The following is a 21328-nucleotide window of genomic DNA, read 5'->3' on the forward strand; positions in this document are numbered from 1 at the left end:
CGGCCCGTCAGTACGCCCCGGCGCGTGCCAGCACGCACCGGAACGTGCGCAGGATGATCATGAGGTCCCCGGACAGCGACCAGTTCTCGACGTACGACAGGTCGAGCTGCACGCTCTCCTCCCACGACAGGTCCGACCGTCCGCTGACCTGCCACAGGCCCGTGATGCCGGGCTTGGAGAGCAGGCGGCGGTGCACGTCGCCGTCGTAGCGGGCGACCTCGCGCGGCAGCGGCGGACGCGGGCCGACGACGGACATGGTGCCGACGAAGGCGTTGAGGAACTGCGGCAGCTCGTCGAGCGACCAGGCGCGCAGGACGTGGCCGACGCGCGTCACGCGCGGGTCGTCCTGCAGCTTGAACAGGACGCCGGCGCCCTGGTTCGCCTGCTGCAGCGCGGTGAGCCGCGTCTCGGCGTCGACGACCATCGTGCGGAACTTCAGCATCGTGAACAGCTGCTCGTGGTTGCCGACGCGCTGCTGCCGGAACAGGACGGGCCCGCCGTCGTCGAGCTTGATCGCCACGGCCACGGCCAGCAGCAGCGGTGAGAGCAGGACGAGCGCGGCGGACGACACCACCACGTCCACGACGCGCTTGGCCGCGTACGCCACGCCCGTGTACGTCGGCAGGGACAGGTGGACCAGCGGCATGCCCTCGACGGGACGCAGGTGGATCCGCGGGCCGGCGACGTACGTGACGCTGCTCGGCAGGACGAGCTCGGTGGCCGCACCCTCGAGCGACCACCCGAGGCGGCGGATCTGCCCGCGGCCGCCGGGCAGGTCGCCCGCGAGCACGACGGTCGTCACGCGCGGGTGGTGCGCGCGGTCCACGAGCTCACCGAGGCCGAACGTCTCGACGTCGTCGATGCGGGTGCCGGGTTCCGGGTCGGCGTCGGTGAGCGCGATGCCGACGACCCGGAAGCCCGCGCGGTGGTTGCGCCGCAGGTCGTGCAGCATCGGCACGACGTCCCGGCGGGGACCCACGAGCAACGCGTTGCGCTTGCACCGCCCGGCGGCCCGCCACGTGATGAGGCGGTGACGCCACGTCAGGCGCATGGCCATGAGCCCCAGCAGGCCGATGCCGAACGCCCCGGCCAGGGTGTCGCGCGCGATCGCCGCGTACCCCAGGAACGCCGCGCTCATCACGGAGCCGAGCGCGAACACGGACGCGTTGAGCACGCGCTGCTGCTCGGTGACACCGACCGCGAGGATGCGCTCGGAGCGCGAGCGCACCGCCGCGAGCGCCAGCAGCCACACCGCGACGACGCCCGCGAGCCACGCCGACGTCGGCACCTCGACGCCGAAGAACGTGACGGCGGGGTCGCGCCGACCCCACCACCACCACGCGGCGACCGTGGCGGTGGTGACGACGACGGTGTCGCTGACCAGCAGCAGCGCGCGGAACCGGACGACCCAGGCGGGCCGGCGCGGCCCGCGGGTGTACGTCCGTGCCGGGTCCCAGCGCAGCGCGTGCGGCGTGGGTCGTCCGGCGCCCGGCGCCCGGCGCCCGCGCGTCGTCACCTCGTGGTCCACGACCATGGTGCCCCCTGGTGCGGTCGGTGCGGTCGGTGCCGACGGCTGGCGCCGGCGGATGTCGGTGGCGGCTGCGGCGTCCTCCGCGCTCAGGCGCGTGCGGCCTCGCGCGTCGCCAGCCACAGCTCCTCGACCCGCGGGTACACCGCGGGTGCGGCGTAGGTCGAGGTGAAGCGCAGGCGGGCGCGGGCGACCAGCGCGGCGCGGGCGTCGTCGTCGCCCGTGACGTGCCGGAGCGCCGCGGTCAGGGCGTCGACGTCGGCGGGCGGCACGACGACGCCGCAGCCGTCGTCGAGCACGGCCGCGATCCCGCCCACGTCGGTCGCGACGAGGCACGCGTCGCGCGCCATGGCCTCGAGCACGAACATCGGCAGGGCCTCGTCGCGCGACGGCAGCACGGCGACCGCCGCGGCGTCGAGCAGCGCCATGAGGTCGGCGTGGTCGAGCGCGCCGAGGAACCGGGCCTGCGGTGTGGTCGCGTCGACCACCGCGGCGTCGGGCACCGGCCCGGCGACGAGCAGCTGCCAGCCGTCGGGCGGCCCGGCGCGTCGCCACGCCTCCTGCAGCACGTCGATGCCCTTGCGGTGCCCGACGACGCCGCCGAACACGACGGTGCGACGCTTGGGCACGGGCGCCCCGGGGGGCACGGCGTTCGGCACGAGCGACACGCGCGACGCCTCGACGAACCGCCGGGCCACGAGCGTGGACCCCTCCGACAGCGTGACGACGTGGTCGGCGGCGCGCAGCACGTCGCCGACGACGCGCGGGTGCGCGTCGGCGAACGCGGCGAAGTCGGCGCCGTGCAGGTGCGCGACGACGGGCAGCCCGAGCCGGTGCGCGTAGCGCAGCACGGCACCCTCGCGCAGGAAGCTGCCGCGCTCCGACAGGTGGACGACCACGACGTCCGCCCCGGGCGCCGCGGCGAGCCGCCGGACGGCCCGCAGCGCGCGGACGAGCCCCCGCGCGGCGGCGACGTGGTCGCCGGGGTCCCCGCGGGACTCGATGACCTCGACGTCGCACCGTTCGAACGGCCACGCGAGGTAGGCGTTGACGACCTGCGTCATGCCGCCGGGGACGTTGCCGCTGCGGCCGACGTGGTGGACCACGGGCCGCCTAGGCAACGCCGACCTGCGCGTGGTCGTCGGTGCCGGCCGCGGGGGCCGTGGTCACGTGCGTGCCGGTCAGCAGCTGCACGACGTCGGCCCGCACGGCGTCGAGCCGCTCCCGGGCGACGAGCAGCGCGTCGAGCGCGGCGGTGCGCCGTGCCGCCGCGGCCCGCACCCCGGCCAGGACGGAGTCGGCGTCGAGACCGGTCGCGTCGACGGTGACGTCGTGGACGCCGATGGTCGACAGGTGGCGGGCCGCCTTGTCGGACGCGTCGAGCTGCAGCGACACGGGGGTCGCCCCCTCGGTGAACGCGGCGATGACGACGTGCAGCCGGTCGCTGAGGACGACGCGCGTGCGCCGGTACAGCTCCCGCAGGCGTGCCTCCTGCTGGTCGTGCCCGACGGGCTCCGGCCAGCCGAGCACCTGCGCGTCGAGGTCCGCGGCGAGCCGTTGCGAACGGGGGTCGTCGACCGAGACCTGCGTGACGACCCACGTGCGCAGGCCCTCCTCGGCGGCGTAGCGGCGGATCGCCTCGATGACGGCAGGCGACGGGTAGGGCCGCGGTGCCACCTCGGCGTCGGCGCGGAACGACACGACGAGCACGTCGCGCTCGTCGTGCCCGTCGCGGGCGGCCCGCAGGGTCGCGGCGTCGGCGCCCTCGGCGTACCCGAGGTCGGGCATCGCGGGCCCGCCGCCCAGGTAGGCGGCGGTCCGCTCGTCGCGCCACCGCGTGTACGTCGTCAGCGCGATCGAGGGGCGCACGAGCGCGCGGGGCAGGGGGGCGAACCCGCGGGCCCCGGCGCCGACGCGCAGGACCGCGCCGCCGCGGGCGCGCACGAGCGCGACCGCGGGCAGCATCACCAGGTGCTCCTTGGTGCCGACGAGCGTCAGCTGGATCTCCCCGGGCTTGAACATGGACGACGCGCGGCCCGCCCCCGCGGCGCGGACGAGCGCGACGTACCAGCGTGCGAACGAGCGGTACACCACGTCGTCGGGCTGCAGGTCGAGGCCCTCGTCGTAGCCGTCGGGCGAGTGCCCGACGTAGACGTGCAGGCGCGCGCCGCTCTCACGGGCCCAGCGCAGCAGGGGCCGCCGCAGCAGCACGTCGCCGACGTTCTCGTACTGGCCACGGGCGACGGCGAAGACGTCCCTGCGGGGGTTCATGCGTTCCTCCTGAGCTGCTGCGGGATCGGGGGCGTGCGCGCCGGCACGACGCGGCGCGTGGCGGCGTGCTCGAGCACGCCGCGCGTCAGGTGCGGACCCTCGACGGGCACGCCGAGGTCGTGGTCGCGCACGAGGTCCGCGATCTGCACCTGGTGGTCGTCGACGTGCTCGCCCCGGGTCGCGCGGCGCACGGCCTGCACGGCGTACACGCCGAGCGCGAGCAGGTCGAGCAGGGTGCCGACGCCGGCGTGTGCCACGACCACGTCCGCGTCGACGGCGCACCGGGCGAACTCGTCGGGCGTGAGCTGGCCGACGACCCGGCCGGGCAGGTCCTCGCGGGTGGTCTCGCCGACCTGCCAGACGGTGCTCTCGTCGGCGAGGCCCGACGCCAGGACGGCGTCGACCACGGAGTCGAAGCGGTAGCCGCGGATCGTGCCGAGGGTGATGAACAGCCGGCGTCCGGTCCGCGGGAGCTCACGGGGGACCGAGCGGTACTCGTCGAGCACGCTGGGATGGGGGCGCCACCGGCCGCCGGCCCAGCTCTCGTGCTGCGTGCGCAGCGCGACGTGGGGGACGCAGGACAGGATCCGCCCGGTCACGGACGGCCCGGCCAGCCGGCAGACGGACTCGATGTAGGTGCTCGGCACGCCGGCTGCGGCGGTGACGGGCAGGGCACCGACGGCGATGGCGGCGCCGGTGCTGACGGCGAGGTCGAAGCGCTCGCGCCGCACGAGGTCGCGGACCTGCGGGATGGCGCGCAGCGTGCCGCGCAGGTCCCGCGGCCCGATGTAGGGCAGGTACTCGACGCGGCGGCCCTCGAGGAGCATCTCGCTCTGCGGTGTGCGGAACGTGACCCACAGCGAGTCGGGACCGGGTTCGAAGGTCGGGGTCAGGCGCAGCAGCTCGTTGAGGTGACCCCCGGTGGAGGCCACGAGCAGGGCCTTCCCCCCGGTCGCGTCCGTGTGGGCGGACGGAAGTACAGCCGTTGCGACCATGACGTGCTCCCCCTTGACGTGCTCTGGCTGACTGCCGACATCGCGACTTTGTGCGATTTCAGTGCAGGCCCCGGCGCGCCATCGGGCGGTAGCCCTTGCGTTCACGATCTTCACATGGAGGGGCATGCCGGGCCACTGGTCAGATTCATCTTCCACTCGTGTTAATCCTATTTTTACATTGCGGCCCCCAGGACTCTCATGAGACCCACACCACGCCGCTCGGGGCCGCCCCGGCGACGTCCAGCGCGTGGAGCGCCGCCCGCACGTCGTCCCGCCGGGTGCGACCCGGTGCGACCAGCAGCACGACCTCGTCGCACGACGCCGCGAGCACGGCCGCACCGACGTCGGCGCGCCCGGTCGCCACCACGACGACCTCGGCGCTGGTCCGCACGTCGTCCCAGGCCTTCTCCGCCTGCCGCGACGCCACGAGGTCCGCGCGGTCGCCCGCCGTGACACCCGCGGGCACGACGCGCAGCGCCGGCACCCCGGCCGGCTGCGCCGCCTCCAGCACCGACGCGGACCCGGCGAGCGCGTCCGCCAGGCCCGGACCGGTGAGCCCGAGACCGGCGGCGAGCTGCGGTGACGCGAGGTCCGCCTCGACCAGCAGCGTGCCGCGGCCCGTCCCGGCGTAGGCGCGAGCGAGCCCTGCCGCGACCAGCAGCGTCGGCTCCCGCACGCACGCCACCACCGCGACCGACGTGTGGGGGCGGTCGCCCGCGCGCGCCATCAGCGCGGTGCGCAGCCCGGCGGCGTCCCCGGGCGGCCGCGTGACCGCGTCCATCAGGCTGCGGCGCGCCGGGACGTGCAGGTGCGCCAGGACGGGCGCCGCCGTCGCGGCGGCCAGGTCGTGCTCGTCGTCGACCACCTGGTCGGTGCGGGCGCGCCACGTGAGCAGCGCGACGGCGAGGAACAGCCCGACGAGCAGGGCACCGGCCATCGTGAGCAGCGGGTCGGGCGCGCTGGGGCGCTCGGGCGCGACCGCGGGGGACACCACCGCGAGGTCGAGCGTGACGAGCGGTGCGTCGGGCGTCGCGGCGACGGGCGTCAGCTGGTCGTCCGCGGCGCGCAGCACGAGCTGGGCGACCAGCGACTCGGCGACGCGCGCAGCCACCTCCGGGTCCCCGAGCGCCACGTCGACGTCGAGGAACGTCCCCGTCGCGGTTCCCACGACGGCCGTGCCCAGGTCCTGCGCCGTGACGTCCTGCAGGTCCAGCTCCTCGATCACGGGCTCCAGGACGACCGGCGACTGCACGAGCTCGGCATCCTGCGCCGCGCGTGCCGCGGCGAGCGCGCCCGCAGGGACCCCCTGGTCGACCGCGGTCAGGCCGGTGACGGCGTACAGGACGCGCACGTTCGCGGTGTAGGTGGGCGGCACGATCTGGAGCACCGCCCACCCGGTGGCGAGCGCCAGCAGGACGATGAGCGCGGCCCACCCGCCGTTGCGGCGCAGCGTCCGCATCGCGACGTCCAGGTGCATGGTGTTCTCCTCTCGGACCCCGGGGGGTCGCGGGTCAGCGGGGGGGCAGCGAGGCCGGGTCGGCGGGGCCGACGCCGTCGGACCACCCGACGCCCTCGACGTGGGAGCCGGCGTCGAGCAGGCGGACCTGGCGCCCGGTGCACGGCAGGATCGTGTGATGTGTCGGCCCGTCGCCGGAGCCGCGCCACAGCACGAGCTCGGCCGGGGCGCTCGGCAGCCGCGCGACCAGGCGGACGGCACCGGTCGACGATGTCCGCACGGTGGTGCGCGCGGTGGGGGACAGGCGGCCGTCGGCGTCGCGCACCGCGGCCCAGTAGCCGTGCTCGCGCCGGGCGCGGAGGCTGCCGCGCCCGGTGTGCCCGGCCGCGGCGGTGGCCTCGAGGTGCGTGGGCGCCTCAGGCGTCCCGGCCGAGGCGGCCACGGAGGCCGACGTCGCCTCGGCGCCCCACGCGCCGGTGCGTCGGCTGACCGCGACGCCCCGGGCGACGAGCGCGACGCCCCGCACGGCCTCGCCGACCTGGCCCGCGCCCGTGAGGCGGGGTCCGGTGGTCGCCACCCACGTCCCGGGGTCGGCGGTGTCGACGCTCATCGCGCGGACGTCGTCGACCCGCACCTCGGTGAGGTCGTGGGCGGAGGCGACGTGCAGCAGCGGGCCGTGGGCGACGTCCGCGTCGCGTGCGTCGTGCAGGTGCACCTCGACGCACGCGTCCAGGCGGACCTGCGACGCGTCGGGCTCCGCCGGGTCGTCGTCGACGAGGATCGCGGGCGTGCTGCCGTCGCGGGTGCTGTAGAACGCGGTCTGCCGGAACGTCACCTGCGAGCGCCGCACGACCACCGCGGTGTGGTCCCCGATGCTGCACTCCTGGTGGCCGCCCTGCACCAGGATCCCGCTGCAGCGGTCGAGCTCGAGGCGTCCGGTGACGTTGCCGTCGACGACCGCGCCGCGGCAGCGGCGCAGCCGCGCGGTGAACAGCCCGCCGTCGGCCTTGCAGCCGCTGATGACCAGGCCGTCGCCGGGGGCGACCTGCTCGACGAGCGCGCCGTCGCGCCGCTCGCCGTCACCGTGGCGCGCGTGGCAGCCGGTCAGGCGCGTGCCGTCGCTGTAGTCGTGCCACGTGACCAGCGCGCGCGCACCCACCATCGTGACGTTGGTCAGCTCGGTGCCGGTGCGGTGCGCCAGGACCAGGCCGGCGGTGGTGCCGCGGCCGTCGAACGTGCCGTCGCGCACCGCGAGCGCCTGCAGCGCACCGACGCGCTCCCCGGTCGCGCGCGTGGCGACGGCGACCTCGACGCGGCCCGCGGCGGCGTCCCACGCGGTGCGCAGCGTGTTGGGCCACAGCATCCAGCGCGTCGCGCGGTCGGGCCAGAACACGTCGCTGGTGGGCAGGTGGTCGCCGGCGACGAGGGTCCCGCCGGCGAGGTCGAGGACGACGCGCTGGTGCGGGTCGGTGCCGTCGACGAAGACGGGGGTGTCGACGAGGTACGCGCCGGGGCCGGGCAGCACGATGTGCCCGCCTGCGTCGACGTGCCGTTGCAGCGCGGGCCCGTTGTCGGTGACGCCGTCGCCGACGAGGTCGGCGGCGAGCCGGCCGGGCAGGTCGCCGGGCGTCGGCGCGGACGTGGGGGTCGCGGCGACGGGTGGGGCCGTCGCGTCCGGCGCGGGGCTGCGCGTGCACGCGGCGAGCACTGCGGCGCCCGCGGCGCCCAGCCCCACGCCGAGGACCGCGCGGCGCGGCAGGTCCGCGCTCACGACGGCCCCCGGGAGCGCGCGTCGAACCGCATGCTCGCGATGATGCCGGGCGCGAGGTACAGCAGCACGTAGGACGGCGGCGAGGACAGCGCGGCGGCACCGACCGAGTCGAGCAGCACGAGCGCGAGGCAGCAGATCCCGCTGATGCGCAGCCAGCGGGTCAGGGGGGTCTCGTCCGGCGTGACGCGGCGCAGCAGGATCACGAACGCGCACACGACGCCCACCGCGTAGCACAGGGTCCCCAGCCACCCGGTCTCGCCGAGCAGCGCCGGCCACTGGGTGTCGAGCAGGTACGCGCCCCAGCCGTCGGCGCGGCCCACGCCCCAGACGTGCTCGAAGCCCAGGCGCACGTACTCGGGGCTGTAGTGCTCGGCGGCCGTCGCGCTGCCGTAACGGCCCAGACCGGCGCCGAGCGGGAAGTCGCGGGCGGCGAGCGCGAACCCGCCGGCGGTGAGCAGCGAGCGCGCCGAGTAGCCGCCGCCGTAGTAGAGCTCGAGGTCGGCGACGACGTAGCGCCAGGCCGTCGGCCCGGCGACGAGGAGCACGGCGGGCAGCGCGACGAGCGCGAGGCGCACGACCGAGCGGTGTCCGGTGCGCAGGCCGACGCCCGTCGTGGCGACCACCAGCCCGACGAACGACTTGACGCGGAACGTCAGCAGCGACAGCCCGGACAGCGCGAGCGCGAGCGTCCACCCGCGCAGCGACGACCGTACGACGAGCTGGTAGGTGAGGGTCGCGGCCGCGAGGATCACGGCGATCCGCCCGTACGCAGCAGGCTGCCGGAACGGCCCGACGACGGCGGCGACCGGGCCGTGCATCTCGGGTCCGGACTGCGCGACGAGCGCCGTCCACGGGCCGGGGAGCACGACGTTGAGCACACCCGTCACGACGAGCACCACGCCGAGCACCACGCCGGCGCGCACGATGCGGGCGATCGCGACGTCGTCCCAGTGCAGCTGCGCGGCGGTGTGCCCCACGAGGACGGCCTTGAGCAGCAGCAGCCCGCCCTGCAGCCACAGGGTCGTCGGGACGTCGTGCTGCAGCGACGACAGGACGCCCGCCAGGCCGAACGCCCCGAACCAGGCCAGGCCCGGGAACCACACCACGCTGCCGTCGCGGACCAGACGTCGCACGGTCACGACGGCCGCGCCGACCACGATCATCCCCTCGTCGACGGCACCGCCCGCCGCGCCGAGCACTCCGAGCTGCGTCGTGAGCACCGCCGCGACCACGGTGGCGAGCAGACCCGCCCGCGGGTGGAGCCAGAACAGCGCGACCAGCCCCGCCAGCGCGATCGCGCCCGCGACGACGAGCGGCGCGAGCACGGCCACGGCGGTGACGACCACCACGACGACGGCACCCGCGGGCACCACGACGGCCGCCGGGAGCGTGCGTCGCGGCAGCGGCGGGGCCGACGGGCCGGCGGCGGGGGTGGTCCGCAGCCGACCCGGCCGCACCGGGGGCACGCCCCCGCGCGGTCCGGGTCGGCGCGGGGTCACCCGGCCCGCCGGGACAGGTGTCGTTCGATGACCTCCGTCTGCGACAGCGCCGTGTCCAGGCCGCTGGACGACGGGTACCCGGGGCTGCTCGCGACGTACGCGAGCAGCGTGCCGGTGGTCTGCGACGACGACGCGGCGAAGTACGTGACGTCCATGCCGTACTGGTCGGCGCGCCGGTAGAACTCCTCGAAGACGAGGTTCCAGCCCTGGGCCGAGAACGACGACTGCACGCCCCCGGGACCGCCCGACGGCCACCCGACCTCACCCACGGTGCACCGCACCTTCCACTTGCCGCACCAGGCACCGAACCGGTCGAGGTCGAGCAGCACGGCGTGGTTCCCCGCGAAGGGGTCGAAGGTCGACCCGATCGGCGAGGGGTAGAAGTGCTGGGAGTACACGACCTTGCCCAGCGGGTCGACGACCCACGGCCCGTCGGGCGCGATGATGTCGAGCCGCCCGCGCTCGCCGAGCATGCGCTGCACCCACAGGGTCTGCTCCGAGCCGGTCCCGCGGACCGCGTCGGCGGCGGCCTGCGTGAACAGCTTGTAGCGCTCGACGCCGAGGTCGAGGTGCGTCTCGTTGAACAGGTCGAACGCGACGACACGCTCGTCGCCGGCGAACCGGGCGGCCACGGCGCTCCACACCTTGGTGACGTCGGCGCGTGTGATGCCGTTGCCGCAGGTCAGCGAGTCGGCGGCCTTGATGTTGGGGTAGCTGCACGCGTTGTGCAGCCCGATGACGGTCCGGATCCCGGCGCGCGCGGCACGGCGCACCTGCTCCTCGACGACGTCGAGGTACGCCTGCGAGACGGGCCCGGCGAGCCCCGCGCTCGCGCCGCCCGACGCCGGCAGCGGCTGCAGCCGCACCCACGAGACGGGCAGCCGCGCGACCTTCACGCCCCGCGCCGCCAGGTAGTCCCAGCTCGCCTGGCTCTCGCCGATCTGCTCGGCCGGGCGCGGTCCGCCGAACACGAGGCTGTAGACGTTGACCCCGCGCAGGTACGTCAGGCCGTTGAGGTACGACCCGTTGCCCCAGCGCTCGACGCCGGACGCCGGCCTGTTCTGTGCTGGCGTGTTGCCACCCGACGGGTCGTGCGACGCGGCGGCCGCGGGTGCGGCAGGGACGAGCAGGGCGACGACGAGCGCGGCCAGTGCGGCCAGCGCGCCCGCGCCCCGACGTGCGCCTCGGCGTGCTGCGCGATCTGCTCCGGTGCTGCCGCTGGTCTGCGACGGTGCTGCCATGTGGTCACTCCCCCCCCAGGAGGACGGCGCCCGGTCGGGTGCCGTCGTGGTCACGCCGCCGCACCGCGTCGACCGTGGGTCGCGTGGTGCGGCGGGTGCATGACGATCGTGCCGTCACGGTGAGGCCCCGGCCGGCACGGCGCGCACGCGCACGGTGCCGGCAGCGGCGTGGATGCGGTCCGCGAGCACGGCGAGCTGCGCGCGAGCGTCGAGGACGGCGTCGACGACGTCGTCGCGGCGGATGCCGGCGAGCGTCGCGTGCGCGCGGTCGACGTCCGTGACGTCGCGGGGCAGGCACGTGCCGACCAGGCCGGCGGCGGTGAGCGTGCGCTCGACCTTGTCGGGTGCGCCGCCGGGGGCGGTCGCGGCGGTCAGGCCGACGGGGACCGCACCCTCCGTCGCGGCGACCACGACGACGTGCAGCCGGTCGCTCAGCACGTAGCGGCAGCGGCGGTACACGTCGCGCAGCCGGTCCTCCTGGCCTGCGTGGTCGTCGTCGTGCCAGGCGACGTGTTCCGCTCCCAGGTCGTGCGCGAGCCGGTCGCCCGTGGGTCCGTCGCGGCCGACCTGCGTGACGACGACGGGGGTGAGGCCGAGCCCGTCGGCGAGGGTCCGCACGCGCGCGGCCCACGCGGCGTCCGGGGGCTCGCGCCGCACGTCGCCCGTGCCCTGGCGCACCGCGACGGCGAGCAGGGGGCGGTCGGTGTCCGCGCGCAGCGTCGTCTCGTCGGGGCCGAGCGCGAACCCCCAGTCGGGTGCGACCGTCCCGACGCGCATGAGGTCCCGGCTGAACCCGTCGCGCCAGGTGACGACGTCGCACAGCCGCAGGACGGCGGAGATCGGCAGCCGCCACGCCTGCGCCTCGCGCACCCCGGTGCCGACCTGCAAGGCGATCCCGCCGCGCGCGCGGTTGACGGCGAGCAGCGGCGCGAGGCGGGCGTAGCGCTTCGCGTAGGGGCGGCGGACCTCGGTCTCACCGCTGTCGAAGCCGTAGCACGCGCCGGTCAGCAGGCCCTGGCGCACGGCGGCGCGCCACGACGCGGGCGCGCGGTGCACGACGTCCTCGCCGCCCAGCCGCAGCCCGGCGACGTACCCGTCGGGCTTGTCGCCGACGAACACGTGCAGGCGCCCCAGGGGGCGGACGACGTCGAGGTACGCGCGCCGCAGCACCGTGTCGCCGATGTTGTCGTGCTGGCCGACGGCGGAGACGAAGACGTCCATGGGCGTCCTTCCCTTCGGGGCGGTCATCGTGCGGCGAGCGCGAGCAGCGCGCGGTGGGCGGGCAGGGAGCAGCGTGCGGTGACGGCGAGCGCGAGGCGGCGGGTGTCGCGGCGGGCCGCCAGCACGCGCAGCTCGCGCGGGCCGATCTCGCGGCGCAGCGCGCGCAGCCGGGTCCCGTCGGGGCGGTCGGACGTCGCGACCAGGTCCTTGACGGCGGACAGCGTGATGTAGCGGCAGCGGAAGTAGTCGTAGTCGGGGTCCCCGGGCCCGATGCCGTGCGCGGCGGCGGTCGCGGCGACGGCGTCCCCGACGATCCGCAGCGACTCCGCGCGGCTGCGCAGGGTGCTGATGATCGACCCCGAGCGCAGCCGGTAGTCGTACACGTGCGCGTCGATGCTCACGGCGGTCCGGGCGCGGCCCAGCGCCGCCGCCGTCAGCGCGAGGTCGGAGTGCACGGGCGCGGGCACGAAGTCGTCGGGGCGCAGCAGGTCGCGGCGCAGCAGCTTGTTCCACAGGTGGCCCGACGCCTCGCCGCGCAGCAGCGCCCGCAGCACGTCCGTGCCGCGCAGCGTGCCGGGCACGGGGCTGGGGACGGCTCGCGTGGTGGCGTCGGCGTGCACGAACCGGGCGCGCGCCAGGACGACGTCGGCGTCCGCGGCGCGCGCCGCGGCCAGCAGCGCCGGTGCCGCGTCGGGGGCCACGTGGTCGTCCGCGTCGACGAGCCACAGGTACTCCCCGCGGGCCTGCTCGACGGCGACCTGCCGCGCGCGGGACACCCCGCCGTTGCGCTCGAGCGCGACGACGCGCAGGCGCGGGTCGGTCGCAGCGAGCGCGCGGCACACGTCGACGGTGCCGTCGCGCGAGCCGTCGTCGACGACGAGCACCTCGAGGTCGGTGACGGCTTGGGCGAGGACGGCGCGCAGCGTCGCCGCGATCCACGGCGCGGCGTCGTAGGTCGGGACGACGACGGTCAGGGCGGTCATCCGGCGGCGCCGGGGGCAGGGGCGGCGAGCCGCTCGTCGAGGAAGGTCAGGACGCGGGCCCACACGGTCTCGTCGAGCAGGTGCGCGCCGTGCGCGTCCCCCTCGACGGTCACGAGGTCGTGCGCGACGCCGGCCGCGGCCAGGGCCTGCGTCATGCGCTCGGCGTGCGGCAGCGGGATCGCCTCGGCGGTCCCGTTGACGAGCAGCGCGGGGCTCGACGCGGGGGTCACGGTCAGCGCGGGCGACGCCGGCTCGCCGACGGGGCACTGCTCCACGTCGGCGCAGCCGAGGTAGGCGAGCGTGGCCCGCACCTCCTCGGGGGACGTCGCCCCGAGGGTCAGGCCGTCGGCCGTCAGCAGCGTCGCGGCGGACAGCGCGACGACGGCGCGCACCCCGGTCTCGGTCGCGGGCCGGGTGCCCAGGGTCAGGGCGAGGGTCGCGCCCGCGGACGTGCCGAGCACGCCGACACGCTCGGGGTCGACGCCGTAGGCGGCCTGCTGCGCGGGGTCGCGCAGCCAGGCGACGGCGGCCGCGACGTCGTCGACCGCCGCCGGGTACGTGTGCTCGGGCGCGAGGCGGTAGGTCACCGTGAACGCGGCGATGCCGTGGTCCTGCAGGCGACGCGCGATCGTCACCATGCCCGCGGTGTCCTTGGCACCGCCGACGAACGCGCCGCCGTGCACGAGCACGACCGCCGGCACGAGTGCCTCGGTCCGGCGCGGCAGGTACGCGTCGAGCGTGAGCGGCACGTCGTCGGGGGCGTGGAACGTGACGTCGCGGACGATCGACGCCGTCCGGGCGTCGGCGGCGGTGCCCGCGGTCGGGTCGAGCGGTCCCGAGCACGCGGCCGTGGCGCCCAGCGTGACGGCGAGCGCGACGACCAGGGCCGCGCGCAGCCGTCGGGCGGCGCGACGCCGGGCGGGCCGGGGGTGGGTCATCGGTCCTCCGTCGGACGGTCGGGGTCGCCGGCGGGCGGTGCGGCGTGGGCGGGGGACGCGAGCGCGGGAGACGAGCCCGTGGGGGTCGCGTGCGCGGGGGTCGCGTGCCTCGTCGTCGACCGGCCGCGGAGCAGCGTGGCCGGCATCTGCAGGAGCCGCCACCGGCTCGGCAGGACGCGCATGAGCAGCAGCGACGCCGCGACGGCGAGCCCGGCGACGAGCAGCACGAGCGGCAGCCCGCGTGCGGGGGTGGAGTGCAGCGCGGGCACCGCGGCGACCGCGATCGTCAGCAGCGCGACGGGGTACAGGTGCACCAGGTACAGCGGCAGGCTGCGTCGTCCGAGCTCGCGGGGCCACCGCGTCCAGCGCTGCCCGGCGACGAGGTGCGCGGTGCCGAACGCCGCTGCGAGCACGGCTGCCTGGCCCAGCAGGGCCGCGCCCGGCACGCGGCGCGCGAGCGGCACGGCGACCAGCACGGCCAGCACCAGCAGCGCGACGCCGGCGGCGGCCGCGACGCGGCGCCACGTCATCGCGCCGACCGCGCGGACCACGAGCGGCCCGGCGTGCACGCCCAGCACGAACGGGGCGAGGAAGGCCAGGGCGCGGTCCCACGCCAGCACGCCCGTGACGAGCAGGCCCGACGTCACGACACCGCTGACGACGAACGCGCCCGCGACCGACGCCTGCGGGTACCGGCGCAGCAACCACGTGAGGGTGGTGACGGCGGCGAGCGCCCACAGGAACCAGTAGATGCTGCTGGGCCCGACGAGCACGAGCAGCAGGTGCCACGGGTCGCGCGCCGACTCGCTCGCGCCGTCGGCGCGCACCATCGGCAACGCCGTGAAGAACGCGAACCGGATGAGCGACCACACGACCAGCAGGTACACCAGCGGCAGCACGCGCCGCCGCCACACCAGGGACCAGGGGGACGTGGTCAGGCGGCGCTGCATGAGGCCCGCGAGCAGGAAGAACGCGGGCATGGGGTACAGCTCGAGCGGCACGCGGGCGCGGCCGAGCGGCGCGACACCCACGTCCGCGGGCTCGAGGAACAGCAGCGCGTGGTACGCGACGACCATGAGGATCGCGACGCCCTTGGCGAGGTCGGCCCAGGCGTAGCGGCCGACGGCGGGCGTGGTCGTGGGCGCGGCGGGCGCCACCCCGGCCTCAGGCACGCTCGGCCTGCCACGCGAGGAACCAGCGCTTGAAGTAGAGGGGCACCTCGTGGCCGACGAACGACGGCGTCGTGTGCCCGAGGCCGTGCGTGCGGATCGAGACGTCGGCGCCCTGCTGCCGCGCGCGCTCGTAGAACGCGATGCCGTGGTGCTGCGGGGGAGTCACCAGGTCGGTGCCCGTGGTGTGGACGATGCGGATGCGGTCGCCCGCCCACGCGGACGCGGGGTGCCGGGCGGGGTTGGTGCGGTCGACCGCCGCGGTGGACCCGCCGTACGCGGACGAGAGCTCCACGCGACCGCCCGTGTCCCACGACCGGCGCACGTCCCACAGGGCGTTGACGAAGTACAGGCCGACGATGTCGGGGATCAGGCCGGCGCCGAGGACCTCGGCGGCGAGCGCGCCGCCGCCGGACGTCGCGCGCAGGAAGTTCGCGCCCACGTCGGCCAGGGACGACACGTACCGCCACCCGGCGGCCTGCGCGGCCATCGCGTACGGCCCGGCGTAGCCGTTGCCGCCCGCGTCCTGGCAGATCGACACCGTGCCCCGGTCGACGAGCTGGCGTGCCTCGTACCCGAAGCCGTTGAGGAGCGCCCCGTGGTCGGACCCCGACCCGTGGTAGAACCACGCCAGCGCGACGGGCTCGTCGAGGTCCAGGCCGCGCGGGACGGTGAGCCACGCGCGGTCGCCCTCGATGTCCACCTCCACGGCGTCGTACCGCGTCCCGGTGCCCGTGCTCAGGTTCGAGCGTCGGCTGATCTCGCCCGGCAGGCGCGGCAGGGCCGCCGCGCTGGCGGGCGGTGCGGTGAGCAGCCCCGCGATCCCGAGGCCCGCGGTCGCGGCCCCGGCGAGGAACGTGCGGCGGCTCGGGTGCGGACCTCCGTGCGTCGTGTCCGTCATCGCTCCTCCTCGTCGGTCGGTCGTGCCCGGGTGGTGCGGGATCCGGCGCCCCGTCATGCGGGGTCCGTGGGTGGCACCCGCAGCCGGTGGCGCAGGCGGGCGACGGTCAGCAGGTCGCGCCGGTACGGCGGGACGACGAGCGCGGCGAGCGCGAGGGCCACGACGAGCGCGAGCGCGCCGACGCCCAGCGCCGCCCACGTCGTGCCGGGGACGAGCCAGCGGGTCGCGGCGGCGCTGGCGAGGAGCGCCCAGCCGTAGACGAGGACGGTGCGGGCGCCGTTGCGCCAGATCTGGCCGACCGGGGCGTCGGACACGCGGCGCAGCCACCACAGGTTCGCGGGCCACTGCAGGACGACGGACACGGTGTACGCCCACGCCACGCCGTACAGGCCCCACTGCGCGCCCGCGACGATCAGGGCGATCTGCAGCGGCCGGGTGACCAGCGAGAGGCGCAGGTGCTGCTTGGTGAGCCCCTGCGACAGGTACACCCAGTAGCAGGCGTACCCGGCCATGGTGAAGAACCCGGCGATCGACAGCACCTGGAACAGGCCGGCCGTCTCCTGCCACCGCGGCCCGAGCGCGACGAGCACGACGGCCGGTGCCTGCGCGGCGGCGAACGCGAGGATCGCGCTGACGAGGTTGAGCATCGCCGTCTGCCCCGTGAGCAGGAACTGCCGGTACCGCGGGGGGTCGTCGACGAGCCGCGACAGGACCGGCAGCGCGACCCGCGTGATGGGGGCGTTGATCTGGTACAGCGGCAGCACGAGCAGCTGGAACGCGCGGTTGTACAGGCCGAGCGGGCCGGCGCCGAGGGTCGAGCCGATGACGACGGAGTCGATGTTGTTGGCCCCGTAGGCCAGCATCTGCCCGCCGACGAGGTTGGCGCCGAACGACACGAGCTCACCGACCGGCTCGTCGCGCGCCCACCTCCCGGGCAGCCAGCGGCAGACGACGAGCAGCAGCACGAGCTGGGAGCCGAGCTGCACGATCTGCTGCGCGACGAGCGCCCAGAACCCCGCGCCTGCCACGGCGAGCGCGATGGCCGTCGTCAGGCCCACGACCTGGCCGCCCAGCTCCAGGCCGGTGAGCCACCCGAACTTCAGGCGTCGCTGCAGGTCGGCCTTGTACTGCGTCATCACGCCGTTGATCACGAACGTCACGGACAGGGCGGCGGCGACGCCCTGCAGCAGCGGCTCGTCGTAGAAGGCGGCGAGCAGCGGGGACGTCGCGAGCACGAGCAGCCCGAGCGCGAGGCCGATGCCGGCGCTGAGCCAGAACAGGTTGGTGCGCTGGCCGCGGCTGAGCGTGCGCGCCTGCACGGCCGCGGAGCCGAGGCCGAAGTCGCGCACGACCTCCGCGATGCCGGTGATGGCCATGACCATCGCGAGCAGGCCGTAGTCGTGCGGTGAGAGCAGCCGCGCCAGGACGACGACGCCCGCGAGCAGCAGCGCGATCCGCGCGCCCTGGCCCACCAGCGTGACGGCGGCCCCCCGCGACGCCGACGTGCCCAGGCTCACCGGCGTCGTCACGAGCGACCCCGGCCGCGAGCGAGCGCGACGGCTGTCCGGTAGGCCTCGAGGTGGGCCGCGCCGATGGCGTCCCAGTCGCGGGCGCGCAGGTCCGGGCGGTCGGCCCGCGGGGTCGTCCGGGCGCGGTGCAGGCCGTCGGCGAGCTGCGAGGGGCCGAACTCGCCGTCGTACTGCAGGACCCAGCCGGGGCCGACCTCGGCGGCGATCGCCGCGTTGGCGGGCGACGCGGGCACGAGGCACGGCCGGTCGAGGGACAGCGCGGCGAGCAGGACGCCCGAGTTGGTCATCTGCCGGTAGGGCAGGACGACGAGCTCGGCGGACGTCACGTGCTGCACGAACGTCGCGTCGGGGACGAACCGCAGGTCCGCCTCGACGCGCGGGTCGCGGACCGCAGCGGCGCGGATCGTGTCGGCGAGGCCGGGTGTCGGCTTGCCCGCGACGGTGAGGCGCAGGTCGGGGTCGGGCTGCGCGTGGAACGCGTCGAGCAGCTCCTCGACGCCCTTGTAGGGGCGCAGCAGCCCGATCGTCACGAGGCGCCCGCGCGTCGCGGACGCGCGCGGCAGGTGGGCGAACACGTCGCGGTAGTGGCCCAGGGGGATCTGCACCGCGGGCGCGCCGCCGGGCGCCGGGGTCGCGCTGGTGAGCAGCACGTACAGCGTCGTGGCGGCGTCGACGGCGGCGAGGGACCGGCCCTCCGCGCCGCCGACCGACTCGTGCGGGACGGTGTTGTGCAGCGTCCGGACCACCGCGACGCGCCGGGCCCGCGCGCGGGCCAGCAGCAGTCGCACCGCGACCCGACGGCCCAGGCGCCGCACGGCCCGCGGGTGGCGCAGGAGCAGCTCGGGCCAGTGCACGTGCAGGACGTCGTAGTCGCCGCGCAGCGCGGTGCGCCACGTGAAGGGCTCGGCGTCGACGTCGCCGCCCTGCCCCCCGAGCATCTGGTCGACGTAGCGCGTCGTGCCGTCGGGGGCGAGGAGCGAGTGCAGGACGCGCAGGCGCGGCAGGTCGGCGGTCGGCAGGGTCACGGCACGTGCCCTGACGGTCGCCACCTGTCCCCGATCCATACCGTGCCCCCCGTGGCGGTGGAACGACCGCGCGCGGTCCCCACCCGCGAGCCGCGGGAGCTGCCGCACGGTCGGCGATGGGGACAGGCGCCGTCGTCGATCCGGACGATCATATGCATCCTTGACTGCAGAAATGACCGGATGTGCGTGAATTGTTCGTTGCGGCGGTAGGTCCGGTCCGTCGGGATCGCCCCGGCGCCCCGGACGTCAGCTGTGGGCGACGCAGGTCGTCGCGGTGGGCCGCGCCTCGAGGCGGGCGTCGTCGATGGGCTCGCCGCCGACCGCGCAGGTGCCGTACGTCCCGGCGGCCAGCCGGGCGAGGGCCGCGTCGACCTCGACGAGCCGTCGCCGGGCGTCGGCGGCCAGTGCCTCGAGCTGCGCCCGCTCGAACGCGATCGTCGCCCCCTCCGGGTCGTGCTCGTCGTCGACGTTGGACCCGCGGGCGGCGTCGACGACCTCCTGGTGCGCGTCCCCGAGCCCTGCCAGCCGCCCGACGGCGTCGTCGCGCAGCCCCAGCAGCAGTCCCCGTGCGTGCTCGTCGTCCACCCGCCCACCTCACCACTGCCGAGGGACGTGCACCAGAGGGTGACCCGTGGTCGCCGGCGGGTGGTCCCGCGCGGCGGTCATGCGTCGACGGGTGTCCCCGGGGTCGCCCGTCGGCTCGCCGCGACGACGTGCCCGTGCGCCGCGTGGGCGTCCTGACGACCCGTCTCGACCGCTCGCACGACATCCCCCACCCGGGCCTGCAGCCGTTGCGCCTCCCGCTCGACGAACTCCACGCTGCGCGTCGCGCGGACGGCGTCCTGACGGGAGCGCTGCACGCGTCCGGCGACGCGCGCCACGGCCGCGATCGTCAGGGCGCCGGCCACGATCGCGGAGAGCCAGCGCAGGTCGCTGCCGTCCACGGCCGTCGCGAGCCAGAAGAGCGCGGCGCCGACGGCGCAGCCGGTCGTCACCCACGTCTCGCGGCGGGTACGCGGGTGCTGCGGTGTGCGCGCGTTCACCAGCGCCTCGTCCTGGCCGTCGACGGGTCCGGTGGGGCGGGCCCGCAGGGTCACCCCCAGGGCGGTCGCCTCGAGGTGGTCGGGCGGCGGCACGTCGGCGTCGCGCAGGTACGTGTCCGCGATCGTCACCCACCACGGTGCGGACGCGTCACGGGCGACGGCACCGGTCGGGTCGTGGCGCGTCAGGGCGTCCTCGCGCAGGAGCGTCAGCAGGTCCCCGGCCGGGGCGTTCCAGGCCGGCCCGGGCGCTGACGACCCGGTGACGACTGCCTCGAGCTCGGCGATGCGGGTCATGAGCACGTGCTCCTCCTCGGCGCCCTCGTCGACGAGCGAGCGCAGGACCGCCACCAGCTCGTCGACCGTCGCGTCCGCAGCAGCGTCCGCGTCCGCGTCGAGGGTCGGCGTCGTCGCGTCGCGGCCGTCGAGCAGGGCGCCCAGCGCCCGGAGCGCGGTCGTCGCCTGCTGCATCTGCGCGACCAGGGAGGCACCTGGGTCGGAGGTGCGGGCGGCGGCGGCGCCGCGGCCCGCGGTCTGGCGCACCTGGTCCGTCCACGCCGCGACGGTCTGCTCGACCGTCGCCGCCGGGAGCGCGTCGACGGCCGCCCGCAACCGCGTCAGCAGCACGTCCCGGGCGTCGGGTCCCAGCCGGCCCTCGGCGGCGGCCACCCACACGGCACGCTGGGCGCGCGTCACCGGGTAGGCGGGGTCGAGCGTGCCGAGCGCGTCGGACGACCAGCGGGCCACGAGGTCCACGCGCCCGCAGGCCGCACCGGCGACCGTCAGGAACGTGGCCGTGCGGCCCCGGTCGATCGCGGCGCCGCGGTCCGCGGCGCTGGCGTCGTCGGGTCCCAGGGCGCCCAGGGCGTCGGCCAGCCAGTAGCCGGGGGCGGCGGGTGCGCCGGCGACGTCCAGGACGGGACCGTCGTCGCCGGTGGTCGTCCCGAGCGCGACGAGCCGCGCACGGGTCGCCTGCCGCACGAGGGCCGGCCCGGCGACGAGCGAGAGCTGGTCGCGCAGCGAGCTGAGCTCGACGAACGCGTCGAACGCCTCGCTCAGCCGCGCGAGCCGTGTCTCGATGGACCCCCGCAGGGACGCCAGGTCGCTGCGCATCGCCGCGGCGGTGCGGTGCTGGTGGGACAGGGAGGAGCGCATCCGGTCGACGTCGTCCGTGAGCTCGCGGAGCCGACGCGACTGCGCGTGGTCCGACTCCTGCATCCAGCCACCGAACGGGTTGTCGGTCATCAGCACGCTCCTCACGGGTCGCCGCGAGGGTAGTGCCCCGCGCGCGGCGAGCAATGCGCGTGCGCGGCCCGGTAGCCTGGGGGCGTCCGGCGCGACGCGCCATGGACGTGCCCGCGTATCGAGGAGCAGCAGTGCCCACCGGCAAGGTCAAGTGGTTCGACACCGAGCGTGGTTTCGGCTTCATCGCCGGCGACGACGGCGGTGAGGTGTTCCTGCACGCGTCGGCGCTGCCCGTGGGCGTCACCGCCCCCAAGCCGGGGACGAAGGTCGAGTTCGGGGTGGCCGACGGCCGCCGCGGCCCGCAGGCCCTGTCCGTCACGGTGCTGGACCCCGTGCCGTCGGTCGTGCGCTCCAAGCGTCCCCCGGCGGAGGAGATGGCCGTGGTCGTCGAGGACCTGATCAAGGTGCTCGACAACGTCGGCAACGACCTGCGCCGCGGCCGCTACCCCGAGGGTCAGCGCTCCGCCCAGTTCGCCACGCTGCTGCGCGGCGTCGCCGACAAGCTCGAGTCCTGAC

Annotated in this window: 18 protein-coding genes; 1 reads left to right on the forward strand and 17 read right to left on the reverse strand. The window is 76.1% G+C overall.

The window, feature by feature from the left end; all coding sequences use genetic code 11:
• Positions 1 to 7: 7 nt before the first annotated feature.
• The 17 genes from OKX07_RS04020 to OKX07_RS04100 form a co-directional block, all read right to left on the reverse strand.
• Positions 8 to 1534 carry a sugar transferase gene (locus OKX07_RS04020; protein WP_265630569.1) on the reverse strand — a complete coding sequence of 509 codons (1527 nt, stop codon included), beginning with the start codon at positions 1532 to 1534 and terminating at the stop codon, positions 8 to 10.
• Positions 1535 to 1617: 83 nt separating this feature from the next.
• The gene (locus tag OKX07_RS04025; protein ID WP_265630570.1) at positions 1618 to 2634 is read right to left on the reverse strand and encodes a glycosyltransferase family 4 protein; all 1017 of its coding nucleotides are present in this window, start codon (positions 2632 to 2634) and stop codon (positions 1618 to 1620) included.
• 7 nt (positions 2635 to 2641) lie between these two features.
• On the reverse strand, positions 2642 to 3799 hold the full coding sequence (locus tag OKX07_RS04030; protein WP_265630571.1) for a hypothetical protein: 1158 nt from the start codon (positions 3797 to 3799) through the stop codon (positions 2642 to 2644).
• A complete protein-coding gene (locus OKX07_RS04035) occupies positions 3796 to 4794 on the reverse strand; it encodes a glycosyltransferase (RefSeq protein ID WP_265630572.1) in 999 nt (332 codons plus the stop codon). The genes OKX07_RS04030 and OKX07_RS04035 overlap by 4 nt, the downstream gene beginning before the upstream one ends.
• 196 nt (positions 4795 to 4990) lie before the next feature.
• Positions 4991 to 6271 carry a hypothetical protein gene (locus OKX07_RS04040; RefSeq protein ID WP_265630573.1) on the reverse strand — a complete coding sequence of 427 codons (1281 nt, stop codon included), beginning with the start codon at positions 6269 to 6271 and terminating at the stop codon, positions 4991 to 4993.
• Positions 6272 to 6305: 34 nt separating this feature from the next.
• The gene (locus OKX07_RS04045) at positions 6306 to 8021 is read right to left on the reverse strand and encodes a hypothetical protein (RefSeq protein ID WP_265630574.1); all 1716 of its coding nucleotides are present in this window, start codon (positions 8019 to 8021) and stop codon (positions 6306 to 6308) included.
• Positions 8018 to 9487: a hypothetical protein gene (locus OKX07_RS04050; RefSeq protein WP_265630575.1), complete on the reverse strand. Its 1470-nt coding sequence runs from the start codon at positions 9485 to 9487 to the stop codon at positions 8018 to 8020. Before OKX07_RS04050 ends, OKX07_RS04045 begins: the two co-directional genes overlap by 4 nt.
• 29 nt (positions 9488 to 9516) lie before the next feature.
• Positions 9517 to 10761 (reverse strand): glycoside hydrolase family 5 protein, encoded by a 1245-nt coding sequence (locus tag OKX07_RS04055; protein ID WP_265630576.1) that lies wholly within the window; start codon positions 10759 to 10761, stop codon positions 9517 to 9519.
• A 114-nt stretch (positions 10762 to 10875) separates the two neighbouring features.
• Positions 10876 to 11982: a polysaccharide pyruvyl transferase family protein gene (locus OKX07_RS04060; protein WP_265630577.1), complete on the reverse strand. Its 1107-nt coding sequence runs from the start codon at positions 11980 to 11982 to the stop codon at positions 10876 to 10878.
• Positions 11983 to 12005: 23 nt separating this feature from the next.
• Positions 12006 to 12965: a glycosyltransferase family 2 protein gene (locus OKX07_RS04065; RefSeq protein ID WP_265630578.1), complete on the reverse strand. Its 960-nt coding sequence runs from the start codon at positions 12963 to 12965 to the stop codon at positions 12006 to 12008.
• Positions 12962 to 13903 carry an alpha/beta hydrolase gene (locus OKX07_RS04070; RefSeq protein WP_265630579.1) on the reverse strand — a complete coding sequence of 314 codons (942 nt, stop codon included), beginning with the start codon at positions 13901 to 13903 and terminating at the stop codon, positions 12962 to 12964. Before OKX07_RS04070 ends, OKX07_RS04065 begins: the two co-directional genes overlap by 4 nt.
• Positions 13900 to 15075: an acyltransferase family protein gene (locus OKX07_RS04075; protein WP_265630580.1), complete on the reverse strand. Its 1176-nt coding sequence runs from the start codon at positions 15073 to 15075 to the stop codon at positions 13900 to 13902. Before OKX07_RS04075 ends, OKX07_RS04070 begins: the two co-directional genes overlap by 4 nt.
• Positions 15068 to 15973 (reverse strand): alpha/beta hydrolase family protein, encoded by a 906-nt coding sequence (locus OKX07_RS04080; protein WP_265630581.1) that lies wholly within the window; start codon positions 15971 to 15973, stop codon positions 15068 to 15070. Before OKX07_RS04080 ends, OKX07_RS04075 begins: the two co-directional genes overlap by 8 nt.
• Positions 15974 to 16026: 53 nt before the next feature.
• The gene (locus OKX07_RS04085) at positions 16027 to 17502 is read right to left on the reverse strand and encodes a lipopolysaccharide biosynthesis protein (protein WP_265630582.1); all 1476 of its coding nucleotides are present in this window, start codon (positions 17500 to 17502) and stop codon (positions 16027 to 16029) included.
• Positions 17499 to 18527, reverse strand: coding sequence for a glycosyltransferase (locus OKX07_RS04090; protein ID WP_265630583.1), 1029 nt, complete (start codon positions 18525 to 18527; stop codon positions 17499 to 17501). The genes OKX07_RS04085 and OKX07_RS04090 overlap by 4 nt, the downstream gene beginning before the upstream one ends.
• Before the next feature lie 246 nt (positions 18528 to 18773).
• Entirely contained in the window at positions 18774 to 19112 is a 339-nt protein-coding gene (locus OKX07_RS04095; RefSeq protein ID WP_265630584.1) for a TraR/DksA family transcriptional regulator, read from the reverse strand.
• 77 nt (positions 19113 to 19189) lie between these two features.
• Entirely contained in the window at positions 19190 to 20812 is a 1623-nt protein-coding gene (locus OKX07_RS04100; RefSeq protein ID WP_265630585.1) for a hypothetical protein, read from the reverse strand.
• 131 nt (positions 20813 to 20943) lie between these two features.
• Between OKX07_RS04100 and OKX07_RS04105 the strand changes: the two genes are divergently transcribed.
• Positions 20944 to 21327 carry a cold-shock protein gene (locus OKX07_RS04105; RefSeq protein WP_265630586.1) on the forward strand — a complete coding sequence of 128 codons (384 nt, stop codon included), beginning with the start codon at positions 20944 to 20946 and terminating at the stop codon, positions 21325 to 21327.
• Position 21328 lies beyond the last annotated feature (1 nt).

The sequence above is a fragment of the Cellulomonas sp. S1-8 genome, from assembly GCF_026184235.1.
In the GTDB taxonomy this organism is placed as follows: Bacteria; Actinomycetota; Actinomycetes; order Actinomycetales; family Cellulomonadaceae; genus Cellulomonas.